We start from the raw sequence: 25477 nt of genomic DNA, 5'->3' as shown, positions 1-25477 counted from the left end.
TACATTAAATAGGCAAGAAAACCAGAAAAAAACATTTAAGTACAAAAGTTTGACTTTTACGACCAAATATTGTAAATTGTATTGTTAAATAATATAAAAATTTAAATAAAAAATTAAAAGCATAATAGCCCTTTTTTTTAAGGGTAAAGGAGTGAGAAATGACAAAATTAGCTATAGACGGTGGTGTTCCTATAAATAAGGATGCTTTTCCTATGTGGCCATCTTTTTCACAGAAATCTATTGACAAAGTATCTGAACCTCTAAAAACAGGAAAAGTAAACTATTGGACTGGTAAAGTTGGGTTAGAATTTGAAGCCGCCTGGGCAAAATGGAACGGTGCAAAATACGGACTTTCAACAACAAACGGAACAAGTGCACTACATACTGCAATAGCAGGGTTAGGTATAGGACCTGGGGATGAGATAATCTGCCCTTCATATTCATTTATTGCTTCTTCTTTCTGTGTGCTACAAGCAGGCGCACTACCAGTATTTGCTGATGTTGATGACTCTCATACTTTGGACCCTAAGGATATAGAAGATAAAATTAACAAAAAAACAAAAGCAATTATAGTGGTCCACCTTTATGGAATAGTAGCAGATATGGACCCAATTCTTGAAATAGCAAAAAAACATAACCTATATGTAATTGAAGATTGTGCACAATGTTTTGGAGGTATATATAAAGGGAAAAAAGCAGGTACTATTGGAGATGTTGGTTGTTTTAGTTTTTGTCAAAGCAAACACTTTACAACAGCAGGAGAAGGTGGAGCTGTAATAACAGATGATGAAGATTTATGGTGGGATTGCCAATCTTTTAGGGACCACGGTTATGATGTGCAACAAAGAATGAGGTTACTTGAATTGGAAGCTAAACTAAGTTATGTACATAAAAGAGTTGGTTTCAATTATAGAATGACAGAAATGCAGTCCTTGGTCGGATTATGCGAGTTAGAACGTCTGGATAACTGGAACCTGCCTAACAGAAGAAGAAATGGAAGATACCTTATAGAAGCGTTAAAAGACCATCCTCTTATCATTACTCCTCCACTTGACACAGAAGAACGTGAAAATGCGTACTGGTGGGCACCTTTTGTAATTGATGCTGATAAACTTAAAGTTACCTCAAAACAGTTTGTAGATGCTTTAGAAAAAGAAGGAGTCCCTGTTTATGGAGTTCAATGGCCAGAAATGTATAAAGAAAATGCATATACACAGAGAAACGGGTTTGGTAATCTGAAATATCCTTTTAATGACCCAAATGCGCGCCAGATTGACTACTCAAAGGTTGAATGTAAAAAAGCAAAATGGTTATCTGAAAGAACAATCTCTTTCTTCACTCACCCTGTATACGAGATACAACATATGGAAAAGTGTGTTGCTGCTTTCAAAAAAGTTGCAGATGCATATATGAAATAAAAACAAAACCCTACAAGATCTAGCGGCTTGTGACCCGCGGTTTGCAATTTTAGGAGTAAAAAATGAAGAAAATAAATATGGGAGTTATTGGGGCAGGCGGTATCGCCTATAGAAGAACTATACCGGGAATGTTGAAAGCAAAAAATATAAACCTTACCTCTGTTATGGATGTAGTAAATATTGAAAAAATAGCCAACGAGTTTAGTATCCCTAAATATTATAAAGACGAAAAAGCACTTGTTGATGACGCAGAGATTGAAGCAGTATATATAGCCACACCTGTACAACTCCATTTAGAACAGATAAGATACGCTGCTGAAAAAGGTAAACATATACTTTGCGAAAAACCTCTTGCAAAAAACCTTAAAGAAACAGAAGAGGCTATTAAAGTTTGTAAAGACAATGGAGTGTTTTTACAAGAAGGGTATATGATGAAATTTCACGGCGCACATAAAAAAATGAAAGAGATTGTCTCTGCAGGTGATATTGGAAAAATAGTATATATGAGAGCTCAACTATCCTGCTGGTATCCACCCATTGATGGAGCGTGGAGACAAGACCCTCAACAAGGTGGTGGTGGAGCGTTGATAGATATGGCTACACATCTTTATGACCTACTTGAATTTATCTCTGGAACAAAAATAGAACAGGTGGTTGCACTAACAGGCAATCAGGTACATAATTACAAATCAGAAGATTCTTCTACCACGCTTTTGGAGTTTTCATCAGGGGCTCATGCTACTATAGATTCTTTTTTCTGTATCCCAGATGAAGCATCAAAGACTCGGCTTGAGATTTATGGTTCTAAAGGTAGTTTACTAACAGAAGGAACCATTGGGCAAGGTAGCGGAGGAAACCTTGAAGGTATTTTTAATAAAGGGGTAAACGGTTATGACGCTGGGCAGAGAAAAGATGTCGCTTTAACATTCAAACAAATTCCCTTTGAAGAAATCAACCCTTATACTGCAGAGTGTGAATATTTTGCAAACTGTATCATTGAAAATATAGCCCCTGAAACAAACGGGGGAGAAAATGCTATCCATATAATGAATGTTACAGAAAAAGCCTACACTTCATATAAAGAAAAAAGAATTCTTTCTATTTAAAGCGTAAATTCGTCAAGGTAAGAAGGTGTGAAGATCTTGCTTGAAAATTTAGTTCTTAAAAGAGAACTAAAAGAAATAGAAGCCTCTTCTTCACCGTGAATTACAAAGATTTTTTGAGGAGGTTTTTTAAATCCTTCCAACCACCTTAACAGGTCGTTTCTATCAGCGTGGGCTGAAAAACCTCCAATATTTTCAATAGCAGATCTTATGGGATAATACTTTCCAAGTATTCTAACCTGTTCAGGTTTACCAAGTATTTCTCTACCAAGAGTTCCTTGTGCTTGGTACCCAACAAAAGCAATTGTTGATTCAGCACGAGTAATATTGGTTATCAAGTGGTGTTTAATTCTACCACCTGTACACATACCTGAACCAGCCATTATTATAGAAGAACCTTTTATGCGGTTGATTGCTTTTGATTCTTCTGTTCTTCTTGTTAATTGAAGCATAGTAAAATCAAATGGAGAATTTCCTTCCCTAATAAGAGTTTGTGTTTCCTTATCAAGGTACTCAGGAAACTTTTTAAATACTTGAGTAACATCTATAGCCATAGGGCTATCTACAAATACAAGAAGATGAGGTATTGTATCTTCTTTTAACAATATTCTTAAAAAATATAGAAGTTCTTGAGCTCTTTCTATAGCAAATGTTGGGATAACAATGTTTCCGCCTCTCTGGGTTGTATCGTTAATAATATCTGCAAGTTTTTTTTCTGCCTCTTCTTCTGTTTCGTGTAGCCTATCACCGTAGGTTGATTCAATAAAAACTATATCAGCTTCTTCAAAAAGCGTTGGGTCGTTAAGAATAGGTTTGTCCCATCTACCCATATCTCCTGAAAATACAATTTTCTTCATAACGCCATTCTCTTTTACTACAAGTTCTACCATAGCCGCCCCAAGAATATGGCCAGCGTCGTGGAAAGAGAAAGATATATCCTCAGAAAATTTAATATTGTGGTTATACGGAAACCCCTTCAATAAAGGGAACACTTTTTCTGCATCTTGTGCTGTATAAAGAGGTTCAATTGGATAATCTTTTACAATACCAGCTTTAATGTGTCTCTTCTTTTTTTTGATAGCATCTTCTTCCTGTATTTTTCCAGAATCGAGTAAAGTTATCTTTACAATTTCTAAGGTTGGGTCGGTACAAAATATTTCGCCACGAAAACCATCTCTAACTATTCTTGGCAAATATCCACAGTGGTCAAGATGAGCGTGGGTAAGTATTATAGCGTCTATTGAAGAAGGTTCAACAGGAAATTTTTCCCAGTTCCTGTCCTTCAACCCTCTCTCTTGGTAAAGACCACAGTCTACCATCACTCTTTTATTGTTTATATCGATAAGAAACTTCGACCCTGTAACATTTTTTGCTGCTCCTAATATTTTTACCCTCATACAATATCTCCATTTATACTGATAGGTTATGATGTTTTAGTATACAACTTTTTTAATATATATTGACAAGAACACCCTTTTAACAATACTATAATAACATATCATTAAAATTTTAAAAACACCAAAAATTATGCATATAGAAAATAGAAAAGCGTTTTTTAATTACGAACTTCTTGAAAAAATTGAAGCTGGGATTGTCTTAAAAGGACCAGAGGTGAAATCTCTTAGAGCCGGCAGGGGAAGTATAAAAGAATCATACGCAAAAATTGAAAACGGAGAGGTATATCTATACAATTTTCATATTTCTAATTATGAAAATACCTTTGAAAAAGATAATCCCCTGAGAAAAAAGAAGCTTCTACTTACAAAAAGAGAAATAAAAAGAATAAGTAAAAAAGTTGAAGAAAAAGGGTTAACCATTATACCTGTCTCTGTATATTTTGATAAGAAAGGTCTTGCTAAGGTACAAATTGCTGTTGCAAAAGGTAAAAAGTTGTATGATAAAAGAAGGGTAATAAAAGAACGAGAATTAAAGATATCTATTGAACGAAGACTTAAAGGACGTTGATATTAGTTTTTTTATGTCTCAATTTGTTCTATTGCAAAAGTTCAGGTTTTATGGTATAATCTTATCAATGTTGATATAGTTTAAGGGGGCGAAATAGGCTTCGACAGGGTGATGGTGAGATTAGAGTTGCCTGTCGAGTTTGTCAGGAACTCGTAAAAAACTGGCAAAACTATAACTGCCACAACGGCAAATGCTTTGGCTGCATAAATTGCAGTCACCCACCTTTCATTTTGGCTCTCAGGGTGAAAGAATTGGGACGGCTTGAGAGCATTTCAGAAATGGTTATCCTTCCCCTTTTCTGAAATTATTAAAAAGGATGCAGATACAATATTGTGTCTTGAGCAAGATTGTATCCTAATGACAAAACTCAGACTACACAGGTAGATACTCTCTTTTTGCACTCTCTGGACGCGGGGGCAGTACCCGCCGCCTCCACTTATGCAGCAAGTAAAGCGTAAATTGGTAACTATATATTAACATATTAAGGGAATGGGAAAACAAGAGAGTTTTCCCTGAGTTTATTATAACAACAATAGATTAATGAAACATATAAAATATATATTCGCAATAATCTTTGCGTTTTCGTCTATCTGCTTATCTTTTAACTTAAAAGAAGAAATCAAGGTTAAAAAATTACCTACCTATATAATTGAAAACACGTCTTACCTATCTCTCAAAAGTTTATTAAAAATATTAAATGCAGAAGATTCTTATGGAAAACTTGAAGATAGGGTGCTTATTGTTTACGATTCTAAAGAAATAATTTTTAGAATTAATGATAAAAGACTAATTGTTTCAGGTAACACACAAAATCTTAGCGCTCCCATAAAAGAGATTGAAGGAGAAATTCTTATACCAGTAAACGATTTTTCACAACTCTTCTCTGACGCAAAAAAACCTGAACCAAAAGCAGAAACAGAAAAAAAAGCGACGGTGTCAGCAGATGTTACTTACAATAAAAACAAGGATTTTGTAATTTTGATTGACCCTGGTCACGGCGGAAGCGATGCTGGAGCTGTTGGAAGTTATGGCTTAAAAGAGAAAGATGTTAATCTTGATGTTGCGTTAAGAATGTCTGATTACCTTAAAAAGGGGTTAAAAAAATACCCACATATACAGATATACTTAACAAGAGATACTGATATATTTATTTCTCTTGAAAAACGAGTTCAGATGTCAAAAAGTATACAAGCAGACCTGTTTTTCAGTATACATACAAACTCTGCAAAACATAACAGGTATGACGTTAGCGGGTTTGAAACATACTATCCAAATAGTAAGGCTACAGCATACAACTTACCTACGCCGTCTAACATTGACGGTTTAGAGGAAGATACCAATACATCTTCTTCCTTATCTGAAATATTGGAAGAGTTGAATCGCACCAATGTTATAGATGATAGCCGAACTCTTGCAGATTTTGTGCAAGAAAGGATGGCAGAGCGGTTATTAACACCAGACAGAGGCACCAAACGAAGAAACTTTTATGTACTTAAATTCACACCAATGCCTTCTGTTTTAACAGAAATAGGGTTTATCTGTAACCCTAATATTGAACTAAACTTAAAAGATATAGAAGTACGTGACGCTATTGCTATCACTCTCGGAAACGCCCTAATGGATTTCTTAAAATTTAAGGATGTCCTTCCAAAAACTGCTTTCAATTAATTTATTTTATTTACTATAATTTACCACAGGAGATTTAATATGTATCAAGTAGTTGTTGAGGATATGTTTGCAGCTGCTCATAGGTTGCGACAGTATAAAGGTAAATGTGAAAATTTACACGGACATAATTGGAAAGTAGCAGTAGCGGTGGAAGGAGAAACACTTGATAAAACGGGTATTTTAGTAGATTTTACTATATTAAAAAAAGAACTTAATGAAATATTAAAAGTATTAGACCATAAAAATCTTAATGGGATAGAGTTTTTTAAAAAGAAGAACCCTACGTCAGAAAATATCTCTTTTTATATATACCAAAAGATTAAAGTTGCTTTAAAGGAATATCCGGTAAGAGTTAAATATGTTAAAGTCTGGGAGAGCGATAAACAGTTTGCTCAATATTCCCAAGACACAATAGGAGAGAAAGAATAAGATGTCGAAAACAATGTCTGATATTTGTATCCCATTAAAAAAAATACACTCTGGCAAGGTAAGAGAACTTTTTGAGGTGGATAATGATACCATTTTAATGGTTGCAACTGATAGAATATCAGCGTTTGATTATATTCTTCCCACCCCCATACCTGACAAAGGAGTAGTTTTAACACAGATGTCTCTATTCTGGTTTGACCTTCTTGCTGATATATTACCTAACCATATTGTAAAATCTGATTTTAATACATTCCCAGATTCAATAAAAAAACAATCTTTCCTAAGAGATAGGGCTATCATTGTAAAAAAAGCAAACAGGTTACCCATTGAAGCTATTGTTAGGGGATATATTGTTGGAAGTGGATGGAAAGAATATCTTGAATCTGGTAAAGTGTGTGGAGTTACATTACCTGAAGGACTTAAAGAAGGAGATAAACTAACAGAACCAATATTTACACCAACCACAAAGGAAGAAGAAGGGAAACACGATAGAAGCATAAGTTTAGAAGAAACTGAAACTATAATTGGTAAAGAGTTCACAACTCTTCTTAAGGAAAAATCTATCCAACTTTACAACAGAGCATACGAATACGCATTAAATAAAGGTATTATAATAGCCGATACTAAATTTGAATTTGGAATATATAAGAACCGACTCATTATCATAGACGAACTGCTTACCCCAGATTCTTCAAGATTCTGGGAAGTAGAAAATTATAAAAAGGGGCTTTTTAAAAACAGTTTAGATAAACAATATATAAGAGATTATCTTTTAACTACTGGCTGGGATAAAAACTCTCCCCCCCCTGTTCTTCCTCAGGAAGTTATCTCTAAAACTATAGAGAAGTACAAACAGATTTATACACTACTTTCAGGTAAATCAATTTAAACTTAAAGAAATATTTAACTTATTACAAAAAACTGGTATAATAATAACTTGTTTTAGGTTCTTTTTTTTTTGAAGAAACATAATAGTATTTTTATTTGAAAAATGTAGCATAAAGGAGTGGAAAAGTGGACGAAGAGGCTATAAAAAAAGCAGAGGTTTTAACAGAGGCTTATCCGTACATAAAAGCATATAGAGATAAGGTTTTTGTTATAAAATTCGGAGGAAGCATATTCAAGTTACCTCAGATAAAAGAGAATATACTTAAAGATATTGCTTTCCTTGAAGTTGTTGGAATAAAAACGGTACTTGTTTGTGGTGGTGGACCATTTATAAACGAAGAGATAGAGAAGAGAGGTAAAAAACCTGAATTTATTGAAGGGTTACGAGTAACAGACGAAGAGACTTTACTTATAGTAAAAGATGTTCTCTTTGGAATACGGGATGATATAGTTAAATATCTTGTAGAAACTCTTAATGTTCAAGCAAGTGCTCTCACACCTGAAGAAAAATTTATGGTAGCAAGAAAAATACATTATCAGCAAGGTGAAAAAATCATTAATTTAGGGTCAGTTGGACAGGTTGCGTCTGTTAACCCTGACTATATAAGAACAAGGCTTTCAAAAGAAAAAATATTGGTTGTTTCACCTGTGGTATCTTCGGAAGAAGGTCTTTTATATAACATAAATGGTGATTCTGTTGCTTCAAGTCTTGCGGAAGAACTTCAAGCTGAAAAACTCATTTATATTACTGATGTTCTGGGTGTTATGCGTAATCCTGAAAACCCACAGACTCTCATATCTGCATTGAAACATTCTGAGGTTGAAGATTTGATTTCAAGCAATGTAATAAAAGATGGAATGATACCAAAAGTTTCATCAGGTATAGCCGCAATAAAAAAAGGCGTAAAGAAAGTACATATAGTAAGTGGAAATGTGCAACACTCTGTCATTCTGGAAGTTTTTACAGAACACGGCATTGGAACAGAAATTATGGACTAACCAGTTGGTATTTTAAAATGAAAGAAAATATAATTGATAATTATAAAAATTATGTAATCGGTTCTTACACAAGAAGCGGTTTAGTTTTTGTTAAAGGTAGTGGCAGTTATCTATGGGATGATAAAGGTAAAAAATACCTTGATTTTTTTCCAGGGTGGGCTGTTTCAGGTATTGGGCATTGCCATCCTTATGTTGTTGATGCTATAAAAGAACAAGCTGAAACTCTTATACATATAGCGAACAACCATTTTCATCCATATCAAGGGTTGCTTGCAAAAAAACTTGTAGAAGTATCTTTTGATGGAAAAGTATTTTTTTGTAATAGCGGTGCAGAAGCAAATGAGGCTGCTATTAAGTTGACTCGCCTGCACGGAGGAAGAACAGGTAGATATAAAATAATATCTATGGAAAACTCTTTCCATGGAAGAACTCTTGCAACAGTAACAATGACAGGTCAACCTAAATATAGCAAACCCTTTGAACCTCTACCTGCAGGGTTTTCTTATGTACCTTTTAACGATTTTGAAACTCTTGAAAAAACGGTTGATAACAGAACAGCAGGGATAATAATAGAACCTATACAAGGAGAAGGCGGAATCAATGTATCTGATAAAGAATATTTAACTAAAGTATCTTTATTATGTAAAGAAAAAGATATCCTTCTTATATTTGACGAAGTTCAAACAGGGTTTGGAAGAACAGGCAAGTTTTTTGGGTATCAGAACTTTGATATTACACCTGACATCATAACTCTTGCTAAAACATTAGGGGGAGGGTTCCCTGTTGGCGCAATGATTGCAAAAAAAGAGGTCGCCGATATGATGGTTCCAGGCACTCATGCTTCAACATTTGGAGGTAGCCCTTTAGCGTGTAGAAGTTGTTTGGCAGTAATAGATGCAATAGAGCAGGAAAAACTACTTAATAATGTAAATGTTATGGGTAAATACCTTTATAAAAAACTTGAGTCTTTAAAAAAAGACTACAAATTTATTAAAAATGTTAAAGGGTTAGGACTTATGCTTGCAATTGAACTAAATGGACAAGGAGCCAGCATTGTTGATATATGCACACAAAAAGGGTTGCTTATCAACTGTACCCACGAAAATGTTTTAAGAATAATGCCTGCAATTACAACGAATAAACAGGAGATAGAAACAGCAATCGAGATAATCAAAGATAGTTTATCTATATACGAAAAAAGTTTGTTTGATAATAAAGTATCAACGGGCCACGAGTAAAAAAATGGAAAGAGATTTTTTGAGAATAAGTGATTTAACTAAAGAAGAAATATATAAGATTTTCAATCTTACTAAGCATTATAAAAAAGAAAGACAAAATGGTGTCTCTTCTCTACTTAAAAACAAAAATATCGGCTTATTATTTAGCAAACCTTCAACGAGAACAAGACTATCTTTTGAGATTGCTATATATGAACTTGGCGGAAATCCAATATATATGCCCGGAGAAACTACCCAGATTTCAAGAGGAGAAACAATAAAAGATACAGCGCAGGTAACATCAAGGTATCTTCAAGGGATGGTAATAAGGACGTATAAACATACAGATATTGAGGAATTTGCAAACTTTTTTTCATTCCCGGTTGTAAATGCTCTTACAGACCTTCTACATCCCTGCCAAATATTGAGCGATTGTTTCACTATATACGAGAAAAAAGGGTATATTGAAGGCACTAATGTTACCTATATAGGTGATGGGAACAATATATGTAATTCTCTTATTCTTGCAGCGGATATACTTGAGTTTAACCTAAAGGTATCTGCTCCAAAAGGTCATTATCCTTCTGAAGAAATTATAAAACAAGTTAAAAATAACAAGTTTTTAGAAATAAGTTCTTCTCCAGAAAAATTTGTCCCTGAAGCTGATATAATATATACTGATACTTGGACAAGTATGGGAGTAGAAGCAGAAACAAAAAAAAGAGAAGAAATTTTCAAGAAATATCAAGTTAATTCTACCCTTCTCTCAAAAGCAAAAGACGATTTTATGTTTATGCACTGCCTACCAGCACACAGAGGAGTAGAAGTTACTAATGAGGTAATAGATAGCACAAATTCAATTGTGCTTGACCAGGCAGAAAATAGGTTACACTGCCAGAAAGCTTTACTACATTTTTTATATTCTTAGTATTAACACAATGCGCCTGTAGCTCAAAGGATAGAGCATCTGCCTTCTAAGCAGAGGGTTGCGCGTTCGAGTCGCGCCAGGCGTACTTCCTCCACAAAACAGAACTCTAATAAGAAAGATATAAAATCCTTAACCTTGTGGTATGTTCAGACATTTCGTTTGTAACAGATTCCTAAGGTGTATGCGCTGTAGTACCAGAGTGAGTGACACCACATACGCTTCTCTTTTATGCCTTTATCTGCCGTTTTATGGCATTGCGAGGAGCGTTTTAGCCCGAATACTTTTTGAGGGATTGCAACGTGGCAACCCTCGTCTTTATCCTTATTATTTTTTGTCTTTTATTTCGTTTAAAAAGTATGTGTTTAGGAACGAATTACGAGGTGCTAACCGACGCTTTTTATCGTTGCGAAGGAACGCTTTGTGTGACTGCGGCAATCCTCGTTTTTATCCCTACTATTGTTTACCCCCATTTCCTTTTCCGCCTTCGGCGAGATTGCCACGCTAAGAGGCCCCTCCTACGCCAAGGTATACCTGCCGAAGCTTGTATTTTAGCGTATGGCTTCGGCGGGTAAGGCTCGCAAGATAAACTACAAAAGACGGAATGGGGGGGGAGTAAAAAAGGAGATTCCGGATCAAGTCCGGAATGACATACAAGGGGCGTTTCCTATTTTATCGCTCTGCTATTCATTTTTTTTAGCCTGCCAACTACCCCTCCACCGACGCTACAATACAAGCTTCGGCGGATAAACCTCATCCCATTAACTTCTCTGCAAACCCCTGAGAATTTGCTATACCTATAATTCCCCAAGGGGAGAAGGCAAAGAAAGGTAGGAACTACTTAAATTCGAGAACTCCAGCATTGTCGACCCGCCAGAGGTAACCGCCTGTCGCCACCCAGACATACCATCCGTCTTTTCGGCAACTTCCTATATTAAATTTCACTCTTTTGTTGTTCTGAGGATTTATATTTAATAAATCAAGAGGTATCTTCCATTCTGCTGTCCAATGGTTGGTATCTTTATCAATAACTACCGATTTATACTCTATATTTTCTTGAAGTTTGTTTATTACATCGGCTGGTATATTAAAAAGATTGTGTGCAACAAACCTACCATCAGGTCTACCACTAAACACAAACAAAGGACCTGTCGGTATACCTTCCTGCCACCACCAAGTATTTTGACCTATTGTACCTTCTATGGTAAACTCGTGAGGCACATAAGAAGTTTCTTTTGGTAATCCTTCCCTCCACGGGTCAGGTAGACATTCTATACCAAGGTACAAATGTTTTTCATCATAAGCTATCCATACATAACTACCAGCTGTTTCTCTCTTTATTCCTTTTATATGTTCTTCTTGAGATATTATTGAGCGACCTTTTTCTAACCCAAACCACTCTTCTTTATTTAGTATACCGTCAATTTTTATAGGGTTCACCTTTTTTGCTACTACATATTCCTTCTCTCTGCTAATTCGTTGCAACGGTGGAAATTTTGCGGACACATCTTCAACAGGCGGTTTCCAATTTGGGTTATAATGTTTTCCTGATGGAGATTTTTTTACTGGCCAGGTTGCCCTCAACTCGTCTTCATACAAACCTATATCTTCAAAAGGAACAGGACTATGTTCTGTTTTTCCATAAACAGGCGAGCCAACTCTTACAGCAAAATTAAGGTTCTCTTTATCTTTAAAGAAGAGTTCATTAGTTTCCAAATTATTGCTAACACTATTTTTATTATGGTCAAATTCACCATTAATTCTAATCATATCAGACACATTAGAGAAGATGTTATGTTGAATAAGAACGTTTTTTGGTTCACCGTAAGGTGTATGTTTCAAAGAATCTCTTATCTGAGGGTACCTTGTACTCCACGGCGGTTGACGGTAAGAAACTGCATTTAAAAGACCTGCCCACCGTTTTACACTTTTATCTTGCCTAAGAAGATAGGTCCTATTAGATTGGGCTATACCTATGTTACAGTCGGTAAAGATATTGTTCTCTATCCGTGTATCAGGTCCGTGAGTGAAGACTGCTCTTTCTGTACAACGATAAAAAACGTTACCTTCCATTGTTATTCCACCGTTCATAGCATCTATATATAGACCCGTTACCTGATGTGTTTTATGGGGTGAGGAATGTTCTGTAATGTTATGTATAAAATTATACCTAAACAGATTACCTCTATTCATTAAATATTTCGGGATAGAATACAGGTATATTGAACCAGCATCTCTTGCTTCATGAACCACATCGTATATCTCATTATATTCTACGATATGATTATTGTTTTCTACCACCATACTGTTGTGAGGACAGTCTGATATAAGGTTATGTGAAATCCTGTTACCTATACCGCTTAACCTAACAGCTGGCCTATACCCACCATCGAACCGGTTAAAATGGTGGATATGGTTATTCTCAACAATATGACCTGCCGGTATAAGTTTGTTTCTGTTACCACCGGTTATATGTACCCCGCCCTCACCAGTATCATATATATCGCAACCAACCACTATATTTCGCCATCCATCTCTCAAAACAACACCGTACTGCCCAGTATTTCTTATCTTACAACCAGCAACAAGATTATCATTACCACCATCTACCAATATACCACTTTTACAGACAGATTCTAAAGTTAAACCATAAACGATAGTATGTTCTGTCTCTTTTAACTCAATTATAGGTTCTTCAAGGGTAGAGACTATTATCTCGCTCCCCTTTATTTCATCAGGTGGATAGAAGTAGAGTTTCCCTTTCTCTCTATCTACATAAAACTCGCCTAGCATAGAAATTTCAGATAATAGGTTGTAAAAGAAGTATGGCGCACCTTTTATTACAGGCATATCATAAGCTCCATAACTTTTTGCGTGCCTTATATCTGGAGCCATAAAAACCGTTTGTGTATTGTTATCTATTTCTATTACCTGAGTATGAACCTTATTCCAAGGATGAAGAAAATACCCTGCAATCCATACATTACTCTCATCTGACCATCTTTTAGGTCTATCACCAGAATATTTGAATCTTGCTTTATAAAACACTTCTTTCTCTAAACTACTATTATTTTTATCTAATACCACATCTTCCACACGTGCAAAACCTTCGTCAGGCCAACGAGATATCTGCATAGGTTTGGTATTAAAAAAGAGTTCCATAGCACCTGCTCTATCATAATCATACTCAAACCCTCTATTCAAAAGGTTCCCATAATCGTTTATACCTAACTCTTTAAGGTCTGATACCCATACTCTATTTTTAGATTCATTTGGAAGTTGTTGTATTATTTTAGGGTCCTTAAGAGGTTTAAAATTGGTAACCTGTCTACCGCCAATTATTCGTACCTCTTCACCTGGATAACTTCTATATACTACAGGTGCCCCTTCTTTACCTGAATCTTCTTGATTAAACTTTAACCCTTCTGTTATAAAATATTTACCTCCACGTAAATATACTCCAATACCGCCTTGAGGGATACCTGTGGTCTTTTTAATAGATTTTATCTCTTCTTGGGCTCTTTTGATAGTCTGGAATGGAGAGGTTTTTGTACCTTTATTTGTATCTCTACCTTTTTGGGAAACATATATGTAATACTCTGGGCTATTGACACGTTCTATCCGTTTTTCTCTAATACTCTTTTCTCTTTCTCTATCTTTTAGCCCTTCTATATTCTCCAACCGGTCAACAAGATTTAGCCTATTGTTCTCATTTGGGTAAGAGTTGTTATCTTCTTGTTGTAACAACCTTTCGTATATACGGCGAGATTGTAGGTATTTTCTTTCAAATCGGTAGGTATCTCCTATATACATCTCTGCTTTAAATATCTGGTTTTGTGAAACACCTTTTGTTTTAATAATATCTGAGTATATTTTACGTGCTGAGGTATAATTATTCTCTTCAATATAAAGATTTGCTTGTATAAAAAGAGAATATATTCGGTAGTTTAGAGATAGGTTAGGTGTTTGTAGGATTTCGTTATAGGTCTGGTGTGCAAGAGAATACTTCTTTTCTAACCGGTAAGTTTCTGCTATGTTAAATAAAGAAAGTTGGGTAACATAGTCCAAATCTTTATATTCTTTAATTTTAAGGTACTCTTTTCTGGCTGAGTTGTAGTCACGAGACTTGAGATGAACGTCTGCTTTTTTTAATATAGATTCAACCAAAGAAGAAACATCTACTGTTTTTGTCTGCGATTGAGCGTTAAGAATGTATGTTGAAATTAAAAACAAAAATATAATAAGCAGTTTTAACTGCCTCATAGCACCTCCCAATAGTCGCAGGCGTGTTTTGTTATCTATACTAAAAAATATTTCTATTTTACTGTTAGTTGTTTAAGAGAAAAATCGTCCTTTACAACCCACCAAACATCTCCAGGAACCTCGCCTGTATTCCCTGCTTTAAGGAAAGCATTATGTAGCCCATCAATATTAAGAGACTCTACATGACCGTCCCAAAAGAGCACATTACACATCTTGTTATGCCTAAAATGAGAAAGTCCGCCACGACTGGAGACATCTCTTTTGCCGTGCCACTGCCCATCTATTGCGTACTGCATACCTACATAAGGCTTACCAGCAGTATATATAGTAGCAATTTCTGGACTAAGGACAGTATCTGATAATATAGGGAAAGTGTTTGGCATTTTTATTCTATCTGGTTTCCACCAGTCCAAAATATTTTGCCCTCTTGCACGTAACCAGTAAGGAGTTGGAACTCTAAACCCGTAGGTAGCATGGGGCAAAGCAGGGTCGTATTCGTAAGGCGGAAAACCTGGGCACACCATTATATCTGTACTATAATAACGTGGAACAAAGGCGCTTGTTTTCCAGCCCGCCCTCCAAAACCACCCATTCCAGTCCTGTGTATACATATGAAACCCAAGCCCAAGTTGTTTCATATTACTCATACATACAGCACTTTTTGCTCTTGCTCTTGCTTTACTTAATGCTGGTAGTAACATAGCCGCAAGTATAGCTATTATAGCGATAACTACCAACAATTCTATAAGAGTAAATCCTTGCTTTTTTCTTTTCATTAATTTCACCTCTCTTAAAAATCTTTTTTATATCAATATGTAGAATGTAAATCCCGTAAAGAAGTTGTGTAATCAATACCTCGACCAGAATTAGGTACTGCTTTGTGGTCTACATAATATGCATCCCTATATTGCCCACCACCAATTCCCATAGGAATGTTAACACTTGGCGCCCATTTTACGTGTCCACCAACATACAAAACATTCACACCATAAGTTCCGTGGTTCTCAAAATCTTGCAGACGTCTGCTATCTTTCCCAGAGGTAGACCATACATTTGCGGCAGCTGTGCTTGTTCCAACATAACATTTTTTGTCTGCCATAATAGCCGTATCAGGATGTGTCTGAACATTAAGGTTTAGCGCATAAGCATAAGAACAAGTACCAAGAGGTACAGTTGCTCGAACAGACCAGAGACACCCTTCTGGGGAGACCTCATCTCTTGAACTTGGGCATACTAAAAGGTTATAGTCAGTCACATACGCAGGAGTTTCTAAATCTGGGTTGCCTACTTCGTAGGTCACAGGGTCCATATCTGGTTTAAGTTGTCCTGTAAGTAAAGCAAGAGAAACGTTAGGTATAGATTCTGGGGTTTCGTGGTCGTGATAAGGAAACCATCCGCCCCAATCTTGTGCATATATATACAAAATAGTACCTAACTGTTTTAGGTTAGCAAGACACACACCTCTCCTTGCCTGTTCTCTCGCTCTTGCAAGGGCTGGTAGTAACATGCTTGCCAGTATCTTGCCAGTATAGCAATTATAGCGATAACTACCAACAACTCTATAAGAGTAAAACCTTCTTTTCTTCTCATTTTTCTCACCTCCCTTTCACTACCCTGCTTGTTAGTTGTTTTAAGTAAAACACTATTTCACAGAGAAGTAATATATTACGATTATTCTACTATTTAACACAAAAATTACATAACTATCTTAAAAAATCTTATTATATTCTACTATTTAACTTCTTTAGTTGTCAACATTTACAAATAAACCTCAAAGAATATTTAACCTACTCCCTTAATCAAAGAAGTATATGATATAATGAAAGCAACTATTATTGTAACAAAAGTAATATATAATTTTTATGGAGGAAAATATGTATAAAAAAATCAGAGCAGGGTTTATAGGATTTGGAGAAGTAAATACCCCTATGGAAATTATTGAAAATAGAACCAATGAAGCAAAAAATTTTCTTACATCTTTGGGGCTTGAAGTTGTTAGTTCTACACCTGTTACAGATTCTCCTGACGGAAGTTGCGCAGATAGAGCATCAAAAGAGTTGAGTGGAGCCGATTTTGATTTTCTGGTGGTATGTTTGGTCGGATGGATACCTACCTGGGCAGTCATTAGAACTATATCGCCTTTTAAAGATAAACCAATGTTGCTATGGGGGCTTACGGGCGGTTACGAAGATGATAGATTTGTTACTGCTGCAGCTCAAGCCGGAACAACAGCTCTAAGAAAACCTATGAAAGATATGAAGTTTAGGTTCAAATATATAGTAGATATTTTAGGTGAAAAGATGTCTTCTGAAAAGATACTTTCTTTTGCAAGAGTCGCTTACACAGAAAGACAATTAAAAACCTCTCTGGTTGGGATGGCTGGATACAGAGATATGCGGCTATATGGCACATTATATGACGCTATAAGTTTAAAAGAAAAGGTTGGAATAGAGATAGAACATTTTGAGACTATGGAACTCGGTTTATATATGAAAGAAGTTTCTGACCAAGAGATACACAAGTTGATAGATTATATGAAAGATAATTGGATATTTACAAAAGAACCTCAAAAAGAGACCTTGCATAATACAGCAAAACTATACCTTGCTTTTAAGAGAAAAATCGAAGAACGCAAGTATGTTGGAGTATCTTATAACGATGTTGACGGCATAAAAAAACTTATGAAGTTTGCGCCAGCTGGTGCTCTAACCTTACTGCACGATAAAATGAAAATTTGCTCAATACCAGAAAACGATTCAATGGGACTTGTTACTCAAATAATAACATATTTCTTGACAGGGCAAATCCCAGCCTATCTTGAGTTTTATGAATTTACTAAAAAGGGTGCCCTTATGGGTGTTCCAGATTATATCCCTGCTGATATAGTTGATGGAAAAACAACTATTTTACCAAATGCCTTTGGTAGTTTTGGAGAAGGACTACTGAATGTGTCAAAGATAAAAACAGGTAGGATGACCATCGCAAGACTCGATATTAGCGCAGGAGAATACCTGTTCCACACAACAGTAGGGAACAGTAGAGCTCCCTTAAAATGGGAAGAAGCTGGGTGGGCACAACCAGCACCACAGTTACCAAGTGTAGAGGTAGATTTTGATTTTGGAAATGAAAATTTTATTCAGAACGTATTAGGTCAACATTATATTATTTCGTACGGAGATACAACAAAAGATTATAAGACTTTTTGTGAACTGCTAAATATTAAATACCAGCAGGATTAAAGTGAATACTCAGTAGATTCCGGACCAAATCCCGACAGTCTTTATGAGGGATAAACCTCACCCCCATTAACCTCTCTGCAAACCCGTGAGGCACACTATCTGCTCTGAACGGCGTTTATTGAGGACTCACTAGCATATAGGTTCAACACCTTTCAACACTCTTTTAATCTTGTATATAATGTTTTTTAAGATAGTTCATAGAAATGATAGCGCTTTCTTTATGGGTAAAACGGCTCCTATCAAGTTCAACAGTAAAAAACTCATCATATCCAGCATCATCCAATATTTTAAAAATAGTAGGAAAATCTATTATACCTTCTCCGAGCTCTCTAAAAACATTAGCTGAATAGACCTCTACCCCCGCCTGTGTTCCTTCTGCCACTATACGAGCGCTTGTTATATCTTTAAAATGGGTAAATTTTACTCTATCAACATACCTTTTTATCATTTCTACAGGGTCACATTTGCCTGCAACAAGATGGGCTGTATCTGGACCAAATGCAACAAGGGATGGGTCTGTATTTTGCATTATAAAATCTATCTCGCTTTCATACATAACAGATGTGTTAAAATGTGGATGCAAACAAGGGATAATCCCGTGTTCTTTAGTAAGTTCTGCTATGGTATTTATAGCTTTTAGGTCGTACTCGAGTTCTTCTTTATTAGCAGGTCTACCTTTAAGCCCAGTTGCCTGCACATTCATTCTTTTAACTCCACACTCAACCATAAAGGGCAGTTTACGTTTAACATCTTCAACATCATTATCCCAATCCCCGTTAAGATGAAAATAAAAACCTATCGGCTGCGCCCCATACTCATCACACAATGCTTTAAAACCAGCCACATCATTTTCAAAAACGTTTATAGCAGCTTTTACGCTTTCAAAATAATTGTATCCAGCTTCAGTAATATCCTTAAGGGCTTGCACAAACTGTTCTTTATTTTTTGTACCCCATTGCCATACCGTATAAGCAAATTTAGCTTTTCCCATAATATTATTCTCCTTAATTGTTTATTCTTTTATTGTATAAAAAATTATTGAAGACGGTCTATCTGCTCCAAAATATATTGTGTTGTTAGCTATACGTTTTCTTCTTTCTACCCCAAGAGGTCCGCCAGTATTAGGGTTTACATCAAACCTTGGATGGTTACTGCTTGAAATATCCAACCTAATCCTATGCCCTTTAACAAACCTGTTGGCTGTTGGATATAACTCAAACTTAATTTCGTACACCTTTTGAGGAACTGCAAGTTCTTCCTTCTCAAAACCATTCCTGAACCTTAACCTTAAAATACTATCTGTAATATTTAAAGCCGCACCACAAGGATAATTTATTGAAGGAGGAAAAACATCTATAAGTTTAGCAGTAAAATCTGTGTCCAGACCATCAGTTGAAACCCAAAGATGAGCAACAAGTGGTCCGGCAACAATTATATCTTCTTTTAAAGGTTCAGTCATAAAAGATACGATATCTGCCCTATGAGAGAGTGGCAACCTGTTTTTAGGGAAAACAAATTGAGGGTCACCTTTCTGGTCAAAACCTCCATTGGGTAAAGGTATCGCAGAAAGATTACCTCCAATAGTAGGTACAGGGTCTGAAGGGTCAAAATTATATGTTATAGAACAATTTTCTGATGAGCAAGTTTTAGCGGAAAGAAGTCCGTCTGGATGTAGATAGTAAGGTGTCTCTTCTGCTTCTTCGGGTGGCCATTGGTCGGTAGTTTTCCACGTACCTCCGTGAAATATAATTTCATTACCTTTTTCCAATCCTTTACCACCACCCATTAAAAAATATTTTGCTCTCTTTTCTTTATCAATACCCGTATCTAACCCTTTAAGCCAATGGTCAAACCAACGTAGTTTAACTGCTCGCAAATCTGTTAGAGCTCCTTCTGGAGCACTCGACATTTTTCCTGACACAGCACCACATCCATTAGAATGTGTCCAGGGACCTGCAAGTATATGAACAGGAGCTTTTTGTATTTTCCCAAGTTCAATAAAATTTTCAAAAGAAGCTCTTGTGTAGGTATCATACCAACCAGCAATATAGAGAGTAGGAACATCCGCATGTACATTATAATGTGCTCGAGGACCGTACCCTGGCCGTTTCCAGTAATCATTGTATAAGCTCTGTGTAGAAATATCTATTGCCCACTGTTCGTAAGAAGGGATAAGGCTTAAAGGTGTTTCTCCTTTCCTTATAGGAAACGCCTTAACCCAATCCCATATATTGTTATACGCCTCATCAAGAGCAACTTTAATAAGAGGGTCTGCTATCGCTTCTCGGCTTGTTGAAGCCATTAAAAAAGCGTATACAAAAAACCTCATCTCTAATGTGCCGTTATGACGCATTGAAGAGTGAAAATAACTTGAAGGACCATAGGTAGGTATCATTGCTGAAAGATGGGGTGGATTAAGACTGGCAAGGGCGTTCTGAACAGCAGCACAATACGAACCACCACTTGTACCTATCTTCCCACTACACCACGGTTGAGAAGCTATCCATTCAATAGCATCATACCCATCAGGACCTTCGTTAGCAAAAGGGTAAAATATACCTTCCGATTCATATCTTCCTCTTACATCCTGCGCTACAACAATATATCCTCTTTCAGTAAAATATCTATAATTGTTTACATGGGCTTTATCATAAGGGGTTCTTACAAGAATAACAGGGAAAGGTTCTTCTATAATTTTATTATCTATTGTAGGAAAATAGATATCCATAGCAAGTTGAACCCCGTCCCTTAAAGCCATCTTTACATTGTTTTTAATCGAAACTCCATAAAAAGGTGCTGAACAAACATAACCAAATTTATTCGCGTCTTTTCTTTCCTTCGATCGATTTTCACTCATAACTAACCCTCCCTAAAACTTCTTTTACGTCTAAAATAATTTTAATAACAGATTTGACAGTCACATTGTAGTGAAAACTGTATCATATCAGAATATCTTTTGTCAAATTTACATAAAAACTGTTTTAAATCTCATATATCCCTCATCTTTTTGTTACATTTATTCATCAATCATTGACAGTTATAATAAAATAATATATCTTAAATATATACAAAATTTGCTTAACAGAATGAGGAAGAAGTTAAACAAATACACAAAAAGAGGACAAAATGAGAAAACGCACATTGTTAATCGGTATCTTTTTTTCTATTATAGTTGGTATGATTGACCCTTACTTAATGCTTAAGGGGTTATCTGGAAGGTTCTGTTGGGAATATTGGGCTCCAGCCGCTATCTTTGCTTTGTTTTTTCTGCTTCTGTTATCTTGTGTACATCGTATCTTTGAACTAAAAACCTCAGAACTTTTACTTATATTTGTAATGGCTTCAACGGCCTCCGTATTACCAAGTATGGGCTTTATTTCTTCACTTATGCCTATCGTTACTGGGCTTAAATATTTTGCATCTCCGGCAAACAATTGGCAAGAGATGCTTATCGACAGAAGCCGTCCTCTGTTAATGATACAAGACGAGAACGCAATAAAATATTTTTATGAAGGGCTACCTGGTGGAGAAAGTATTCCTTATGGTGTTTGGCTAAAACCTATGGGTTTTATACTCTTGTTTATACTTGTCTTCTCTTTTCTTAGTATTTGTTTAATGGTATTATTTAGAAAACAATGGATAGAAAAAGAGCGGCTAATATATCCTCTAACAATACTACCTCTCGAGATGGTCAAGAAAGAAAAAGGAAGCCGAATCCCCGTTCTGTTCAAAAACAAGGTTTTCTGGTTAGCGTTTTTTCTTGTATTGTTATTCTATATTTCAAACTGGTTATCTGTTGTTGCTACTGGTTCCAGAATGCTTTCTTTGAGGGGTCAAATGTTTCTATTTCGTAAAAGTAGTAGTTTTGCTTTAAACCCGTTTTTCCCCATTGTTGGACTTGCCTATCTGATACCTCGTAATGTATCTTTATCTTTATGGCTTTTTCATGTTCTTTTTACTATACAGAGCGGATTGTTAAATATAAGTGGGTTCAAACTGCCCGGTGTAAATGAAGCCTTTGGAGGTAGATCAACAGTAACCACCTTTGAAGGAGCAGGAGCAATGCTTGTGCTTGTAATTATCCTGTTCTGGAGAGCACGTAAACATCTTACAGACTGTGTAAAAAAAGCCTTTACTAACAACTGCAAAATAGATGACTCTCAAGAAATGTTATCTTACCGTACAGCCGTCTTTGGAACTATCTTAAGTTTTTTTGGTATGGTATGGTTTATGAGGTACTTTGGAATGCCTTGGTTTGCCTCTTTTATGTTTATCATATTCAGTCTGGTAGTATTCATAGGATTGGCAAGAATAGTCTGCCAAGCCGGGTTACCAGCAGCCAGAGCTCAATGTATTCCAACTGTATACACTTCATACCTACTACCGCCACACCTTATTTCTCAGCAAGGATACGTTGTACTTGGGCTTCAATACAGTTGGGCAGCCGATATAAGAACCTCTGTTATGGCAACAACAGGTCATACCCTTAAAATACAAGAGGAAGCTGGTATATCTCCAAAATTGCTTTTTGTAAGTATTATATTGGCTTTAATCTTATCTTATATATCTTCCACATGGATGCATATGTATGCTGCTTACCGTTTCGGTGCTCTTAATGTGTCAGGAGTAGGAGGAGCAAACTGGTTTTTTGCCGGCGGTATGTCTCAATTTGTAGCAAACTTTGTTATACCTAAAATGGAAACCCCTATATCAAGAGATATATTAACAAGTAGATATCTTTTTACAGCCATAGGGGCTTTCTTGATGAGTTTACTTGTAATTTTCCAATCAAAATTCCTTTGGTGGCCATTACATTATATAGGGTTCCCTATAGCTGAATCTGCCCCTTTAATATATTGGTGGTTTGCTATATTTATTGCGTGGCTAATAAAAGGCGTTGTTCTAAAGTTTGGAGGACATAATGTTTATAGAAAGAGTATACCCTTCTTTCTTGGTATGATTTTAAGTACAGTAACTTGGATAGTTATAGAGAGTGCATTAAACCTTGTTTTTAATCAAACGGCTTCAGTCGTCGGTTGGTAACCTGTTACCTTGTAGTTTTATATTGCTTAAACCAAGCAAAAACGTTATAACTGAAACAACTAAAAGGTACCGTGCTACCTCTGGTAAAATCTCGTTGGTAGGGCCTACCAGACCCCACATTGTAAAAAGAGAAGAACTTTTTAGTAGAAGTGCAAGGGTTATAAAGAACCACAAATAGACCGACAATAACCTTCTTTTTTTAGTACGAATAATAATTAAATAGATTGTTCCTATCCAGAAAAACCAAGAAAACCTCTGACACAACCCCAAAGAACTAAAATACCTAAAAAGACCAGTAAAAGGTTCAAATATTTGTGAGGTTGTTGATGGTAAAAAGGTGCTATAACCAATAACTTTAAAATTGTCGCTGTTTCTGTTCCTTAAATCGTTTATAACCATTCTTTCTCTTGTAGTCCAATCAAGTTTATCCCAGTTAGGTGAATTATAAACTGTCCAGCAAGAACAGAAATTTTTCCAACCGTGCCAATTTGTACCACTAACCATTACCAACCCTTTAAGTTTACAAAAAGATATAATCTTTTCTTGAGTTTCTCTGGTTAATGGCACAGAAGAAACACCTGTTATCTCAAAACCATCAACCCCAGCTTCAGCTAAATCTTCCATTGTAAAAGACGTTTTTCTCTCAGCCCAGTAATGAGGAACTATAACAGCACCCTTTTGTGAATGTACTGCATTTACAATATCTTTTAAACTTTCACAAGAGGATGTATCAAAATCTTCTTCAATTCCAAGTAAGTTAAGGTGAACCTTTTTATAGGAAACCTCTTCTCCTGAAACAACTAAAATATTAGGATATTTCTCTTCCAAAAGCCTTTTTTGAATACGAGGGCTACATCCTATCCAGTTATGTTCTGTAATAGCCCATACCTTAAAACCAGCGTCAAGATGCCATCTCATACTTTTTTCAGGAGTAACAAGCCCGTCATGAGAAAACAATGTATGTGAATGTAAATCCATAAAAATTTCATCTGGATTGCTTCCTTTTAGTTTACACTGATAACTGGGATATAAAATTGTATAAGCAACAATAAGAATTAAAGAAATTAAAACTACCAACATTCCCCTAAAAAACAGATATATTCGTTTGAAAAAAGTTCCCCTAATTTTAATAAACGCATATATGGTCCAAATAAGAGCAAGCCATACAACCCAAGATATTATTTGTGTTTTAGGGTTTGCCAAGGTTGCAAAATAGAAAGGAAAATCAAAAAAAGGGGTAGCCACCTGAGTTAAAAATGGATATATAAGTTTAACATTTTCTGCAGGAAGCCCTGTTACAATATTTATGATTTTTCTTGGTGTGTGAGGTAATAAAAGTAGTATAACAAGAAAGAAGAAAACTGGTAAGTAATACTTAAATTTTTTCATTATAATCTCCAAAACCAAAGTTGTTTATATCCCATAAAACAATCTTAACAAAGGTCTAATCTTTAACAGTACCCAAAAGGTGTGTCTCAAAAAAAGAGAGAACCTTTCTTTGGTACTCATCTGTAAAAGTTCTATCAAGCCCTGTATGAGTTCCCTCCACTGCCCATAACATTTTAGGCTCAGGAGCCTTTAGAAACAATCTTTCAGCATGAGAATATGGTACAAACTCATCTTGTTTAGAATGGATTATCAATATGGGCGCATATATATTATCTATCACATATTCGGGACTATTCTGAATAAAATCTGCTTTAAGTATAAGGTTCCCAAGTAATCTAGCAAGTGAAGAAAAAATATATTTAAAAAATCCCATATTCTTATAGTAAGAGGTAACCATTTCAGGGAAGTTAGCAAAAGCAGAATCTGTAACAATGGCAGATACCTCTTTATATTCACAAGCAGCTTTTATACCTACCGCTCCCCCAAGTGAATAGCCCCAAACTCCTATTTTTTTATCTTTAAAATTTTTATCAGTTTTTATAAACCTTATAAACGCTTCAACATCCAAAAACTCTTTTAAACCAAAATGGGTAATCCGTCCCCCGCTTTCACCGTGAGCCCTAAAATCAAAAAGAAGTAAAGAAAATTTAGGATATAAAAAAGAGGTAACCAGTAGAATATCCGATTTGTTTGCAGGGTACCCATGTAGGCAAATAATTACCCCTTCACTTTCATCTGAAGGTATAAACCAACCTTTCAGTTCAATCCCATCTTGTGTCTTCATAGTAATGTTGGTATATGGTAACCCATAGTCAGATGGAATACATAGGGTAGGCATTCTTGCTGGAGCAAGAGCACGCCAACCTGTTAATACAACCAAGGCAGATATTATTATCAAACCGTCTATAACAATTCTTAATAAAACTTTCAT

At 35.7% G+C, this 25477-nt stretch carries 20 protein-coding genes, 1 tRNA gene and 1 other RNA gene; 13 read left to right on the top strand and 9 right to left on the bottom strand.

Annotation, left to right across the window (positions count from 1 at the left end):
• Positions 1–158 precede the first annotated feature (158 nt).
• Both M0P98_02595 and M0P98_02590 read left to right on the top strand, forming a co-directional pair.
• Entirely contained in the window at positions 159–1418 is a 1260-nt protein-coding gene (locus M0P98_02595; GenBank protein MCK9265761.1) for a DegT/DnrJ/EryC1/StrS family aminotransferase, read from the top strand.
• 62 nt (positions 1419–1480) lie between these two features.
• On the top strand, positions 1481–2524 hold the full coding sequence (locus tag M0P98_02590) for a Gfo/Idh/MocA family oxidoreductase (GenBank protein ID MCK9265760.1): 1044 nt from the start codon (positions 1481–1483) through the stop codon (positions 2522–2524).
• Here M0P98_02590 and M0P98_02585 read toward each other — a convergent pair.
• Complete coding sequence (locus M0P98_02585; GenBank protein ID MCK9265759.1) at positions 2521–3918, bottom strand: MBL fold metallo-hydrolase; 1398 nt, start codon at positions 3916–3918, stop codon at positions 2521–2523. The genes M0P98_02590 and M0P98_02585 overlap by 4 nt on opposite strands.
• Positions 3919–4048: 130 nt before the next feature.
• Here M0P98_02585 and smpB point away from each other — a divergent pair, with 130 nt between their 5' ends.
• The 9 genes from smpB to M0P98_02540 all read left to right on the top strand — a co-directional run bounded on the left by smpB (position 4049) and on the right by M0P98_02540 (position 10700).
• The gene (gene smpB, locus M0P98_02580) at positions 4049–4486 is read left to right on the top strand and encodes an SsrA-binding protein SmpB (protein MCK9265758.1); all 438 of its coding nucleotides are present in this window, start codon (positions 4049–4051) and stop codon (positions 4484–4486) included.
• A gap of 84 nt (positions 4487–4570) precedes the next feature.
• Positions 4571–4924: a transfer-messenger RNA gene (gene ssrA, locus M0P98_02575) on the top strand.
• A gap of 102 nt (positions 4925–5026) precedes the next feature.
• Entirely contained in the window at positions 5027–6154 is a 1128-nt protein-coding gene (locus M0P98_02570) for an N-acetylmuramoyl-L-alanine amidase (GenBank protein ID MCK9265757.1), read from the top strand.
• Positions 6155–6193: 39 nt separating this feature from the next.
• Positions 6194–6583, top strand: a complete 390-nt coding sequence (gene queD, locus M0P98_02565; GenBank protein MCK9265756.1) for a 6-carboxytetrahydropterin synthase QueD — start codon at positions 6194–6196, stop codon at positions 6581–6583.
• Position 6584: 1 nt separating this feature from the next.
• Entirely contained in the window at positions 6585–7472 is an 888-nt protein-coding gene (locus M0P98_02560; GenBank protein MCK9265755.1) for a phosphoribosylaminoimidazolesuccinocarboxamide synthase, read from the top strand.
• A gap of 125 nt (positions 7473–7597) precedes the next feature.
• Positions 7598–8470 (top strand): acetylglutamate kinase, encoded by an 873-nt coding sequence (argB, locus tag M0P98_02555; protein ID MCK9265754.1) that lies wholly within the window; start codon positions 7598–7600, stop codon positions 8468–8470.
• A 17-nt stretch (positions 8471–8487) separates the two neighbouring features.
• Positions 8488–9708, top strand: a complete 1221-nt coding sequence (locus tag M0P98_02550) for an aspartate aminotransferase family protein (GenBank protein ID MCK9265753.1) — start codon at positions 8488–8490, stop codon at positions 9706–9708.
• A 4-nt stretch (positions 9709–9712) separates the two neighbouring features.
• Positions 9713–10615: an ornithine carbamoyltransferase gene (argF, locus tag M0P98_02545; protein ID MCK9265752.1), complete on the top strand. Its 903-nt coding sequence runs from the start codon at positions 9713–9715 to the stop codon at positions 10613–10615.
• Positions 10616–10627: 12 nt separating this feature from the next.
• Positions 10628–10700: transfer RNA gene (locus M0P98_02540), tRNA-Arg, on the top strand.
• Positions 10701–11449: 749 nt separating this feature from the next.
• Here the strand turns inward: M0P98_02540 and M0P98_02535 are convergent.
• The 4 genes from M0P98_02535 to M0P98_02520 are packed head-to-tail and all read right to left on the bottom strand — an operon-like array spanning position 11450 to position 16465.
• Positions 11450–14875 (bottom strand): right-handed parallel beta-helix repeat-containing protein, encoded by a 3426-nt coding sequence (locus tag M0P98_02535; GenBank protein MCK9265751.1) that lies wholly within the window; start codon positions 14873–14875, stop codon positions 11450–11452.
• A 53-nt stretch (positions 14876–14928) separates the two neighbouring features.
• Positions 14929–15651, bottom strand: coding sequence for a prepilin-type N-terminal cleavage/methylation domain-containing protein (locus M0P98_02530; GenBank protein ID MCK9265750.1), 723 nt, complete (start codon positions 15649–15651; stop codon positions 14929–14931).
• A 32-nt stretch (positions 15652–15683) separates the two neighbouring features.
• Positions 15684–16334, bottom strand: a complete 651-nt coding sequence (locus tag M0P98_02525; protein ID MCK9265749.1) for a hypothetical protein — start codon at positions 16332–16334, stop codon at positions 15684–15686.
• Positions 16316–16465 carry a prepilin-type N-terminal cleavage/methylation domain-containing protein gene (locus M0P98_02520; GenBank protein MCK9265748.1) on the bottom strand — a complete coding sequence of 50 codons (150 nt, stop codon included), beginning with the start codon at positions 16463–16465 and terminating at the stop codon, positions 16316–16318. Before M0P98_02520 ends, M0P98_02525 begins: the two co-directional genes overlap by 19 nt.
• A 284-nt stretch (positions 16466–16749) precedes the next feature.
• Between M0P98_02520 and M0P98_02515 the strand changes: the two genes are divergently transcribed.
• Positions 16750–18114, top strand: coding sequence for a hypothetical protein (locus tag M0P98_02515; protein MCK9265747.1), 1365 nt, complete (start codon positions 16750–16752; stop codon positions 18112–18114).
• 163 nt (positions 18115–18277) lie between these two features.
• On the opposite strand, the gene M0P98_02510 is transcribed toward M0P98_02515, so the two are convergent.
• Positions 18278–19105, bottom strand: coding sequence for a sugar phosphate isomerase/epimerase (locus M0P98_02510; GenBank protein MCK9265746.1), 828 nt, complete (start codon positions 19103–19105; stop codon positions 18278–18280).
• A 21-nt stretch (positions 19106–19126) separates the two neighbouring features.
• Positions 19127–20971, bottom strand: a complete 1845-nt coding sequence (locus M0P98_02505; protein MCK9265745.1) for a CocE/NonD family hydrolase — start codon at positions 20969–20971, stop codon at positions 19127–19129.
• A 269-nt stretch (positions 20972–21240) separates the two neighbouring features.
• Here M0P98_02505 and M0P98_02500 point away from each other — a divergent pair, with 269 nt between their 5' ends.
• Positions 21241–23157, top strand: a complete 1917-nt coding sequence (locus M0P98_02500; protein MCK9265744.1) for a hypothetical protein — start codon at positions 21241–21243, stop codon at positions 23155–23157.
• Here the strand turns inward: M0P98_02500 and M0P98_02495 are convergent.
• Positions 23140–24546, bottom strand: coding sequence for a hypothetical protein (locus tag M0P98_02495; GenBank protein ID MCK9265743.1), 1407 nt, complete (start codon positions 24544–24546; stop codon positions 23140–23142). The genes M0P98_02500 and M0P98_02495 overlap by 18 nt on opposite strands.
• A gap of 55 nt (positions 24547–24601) precedes the next feature.
• The gene (locus tag M0P98_02490; GenBank protein MCK9265742.1) at positions 24602–25477 is read right to left on the bottom strand and encodes an alpha/beta fold hydrolase; all 876 of its coding nucleotides are present in this window, start codon (positions 25475–25477) and stop codon (positions 24602–24604) included.

This window comes from bacterium (genome assembly GCA_023230585.1).
In the GTDB taxonomy this organism is placed as follows: domain Bacteria; phylum Ratteibacteria; class UBA8468; order B48-G9; family JAFGKM01; genus JALNXB01.
This window is presented reverse-complemented; position numbering and strand designations above follow the sequence as displayed.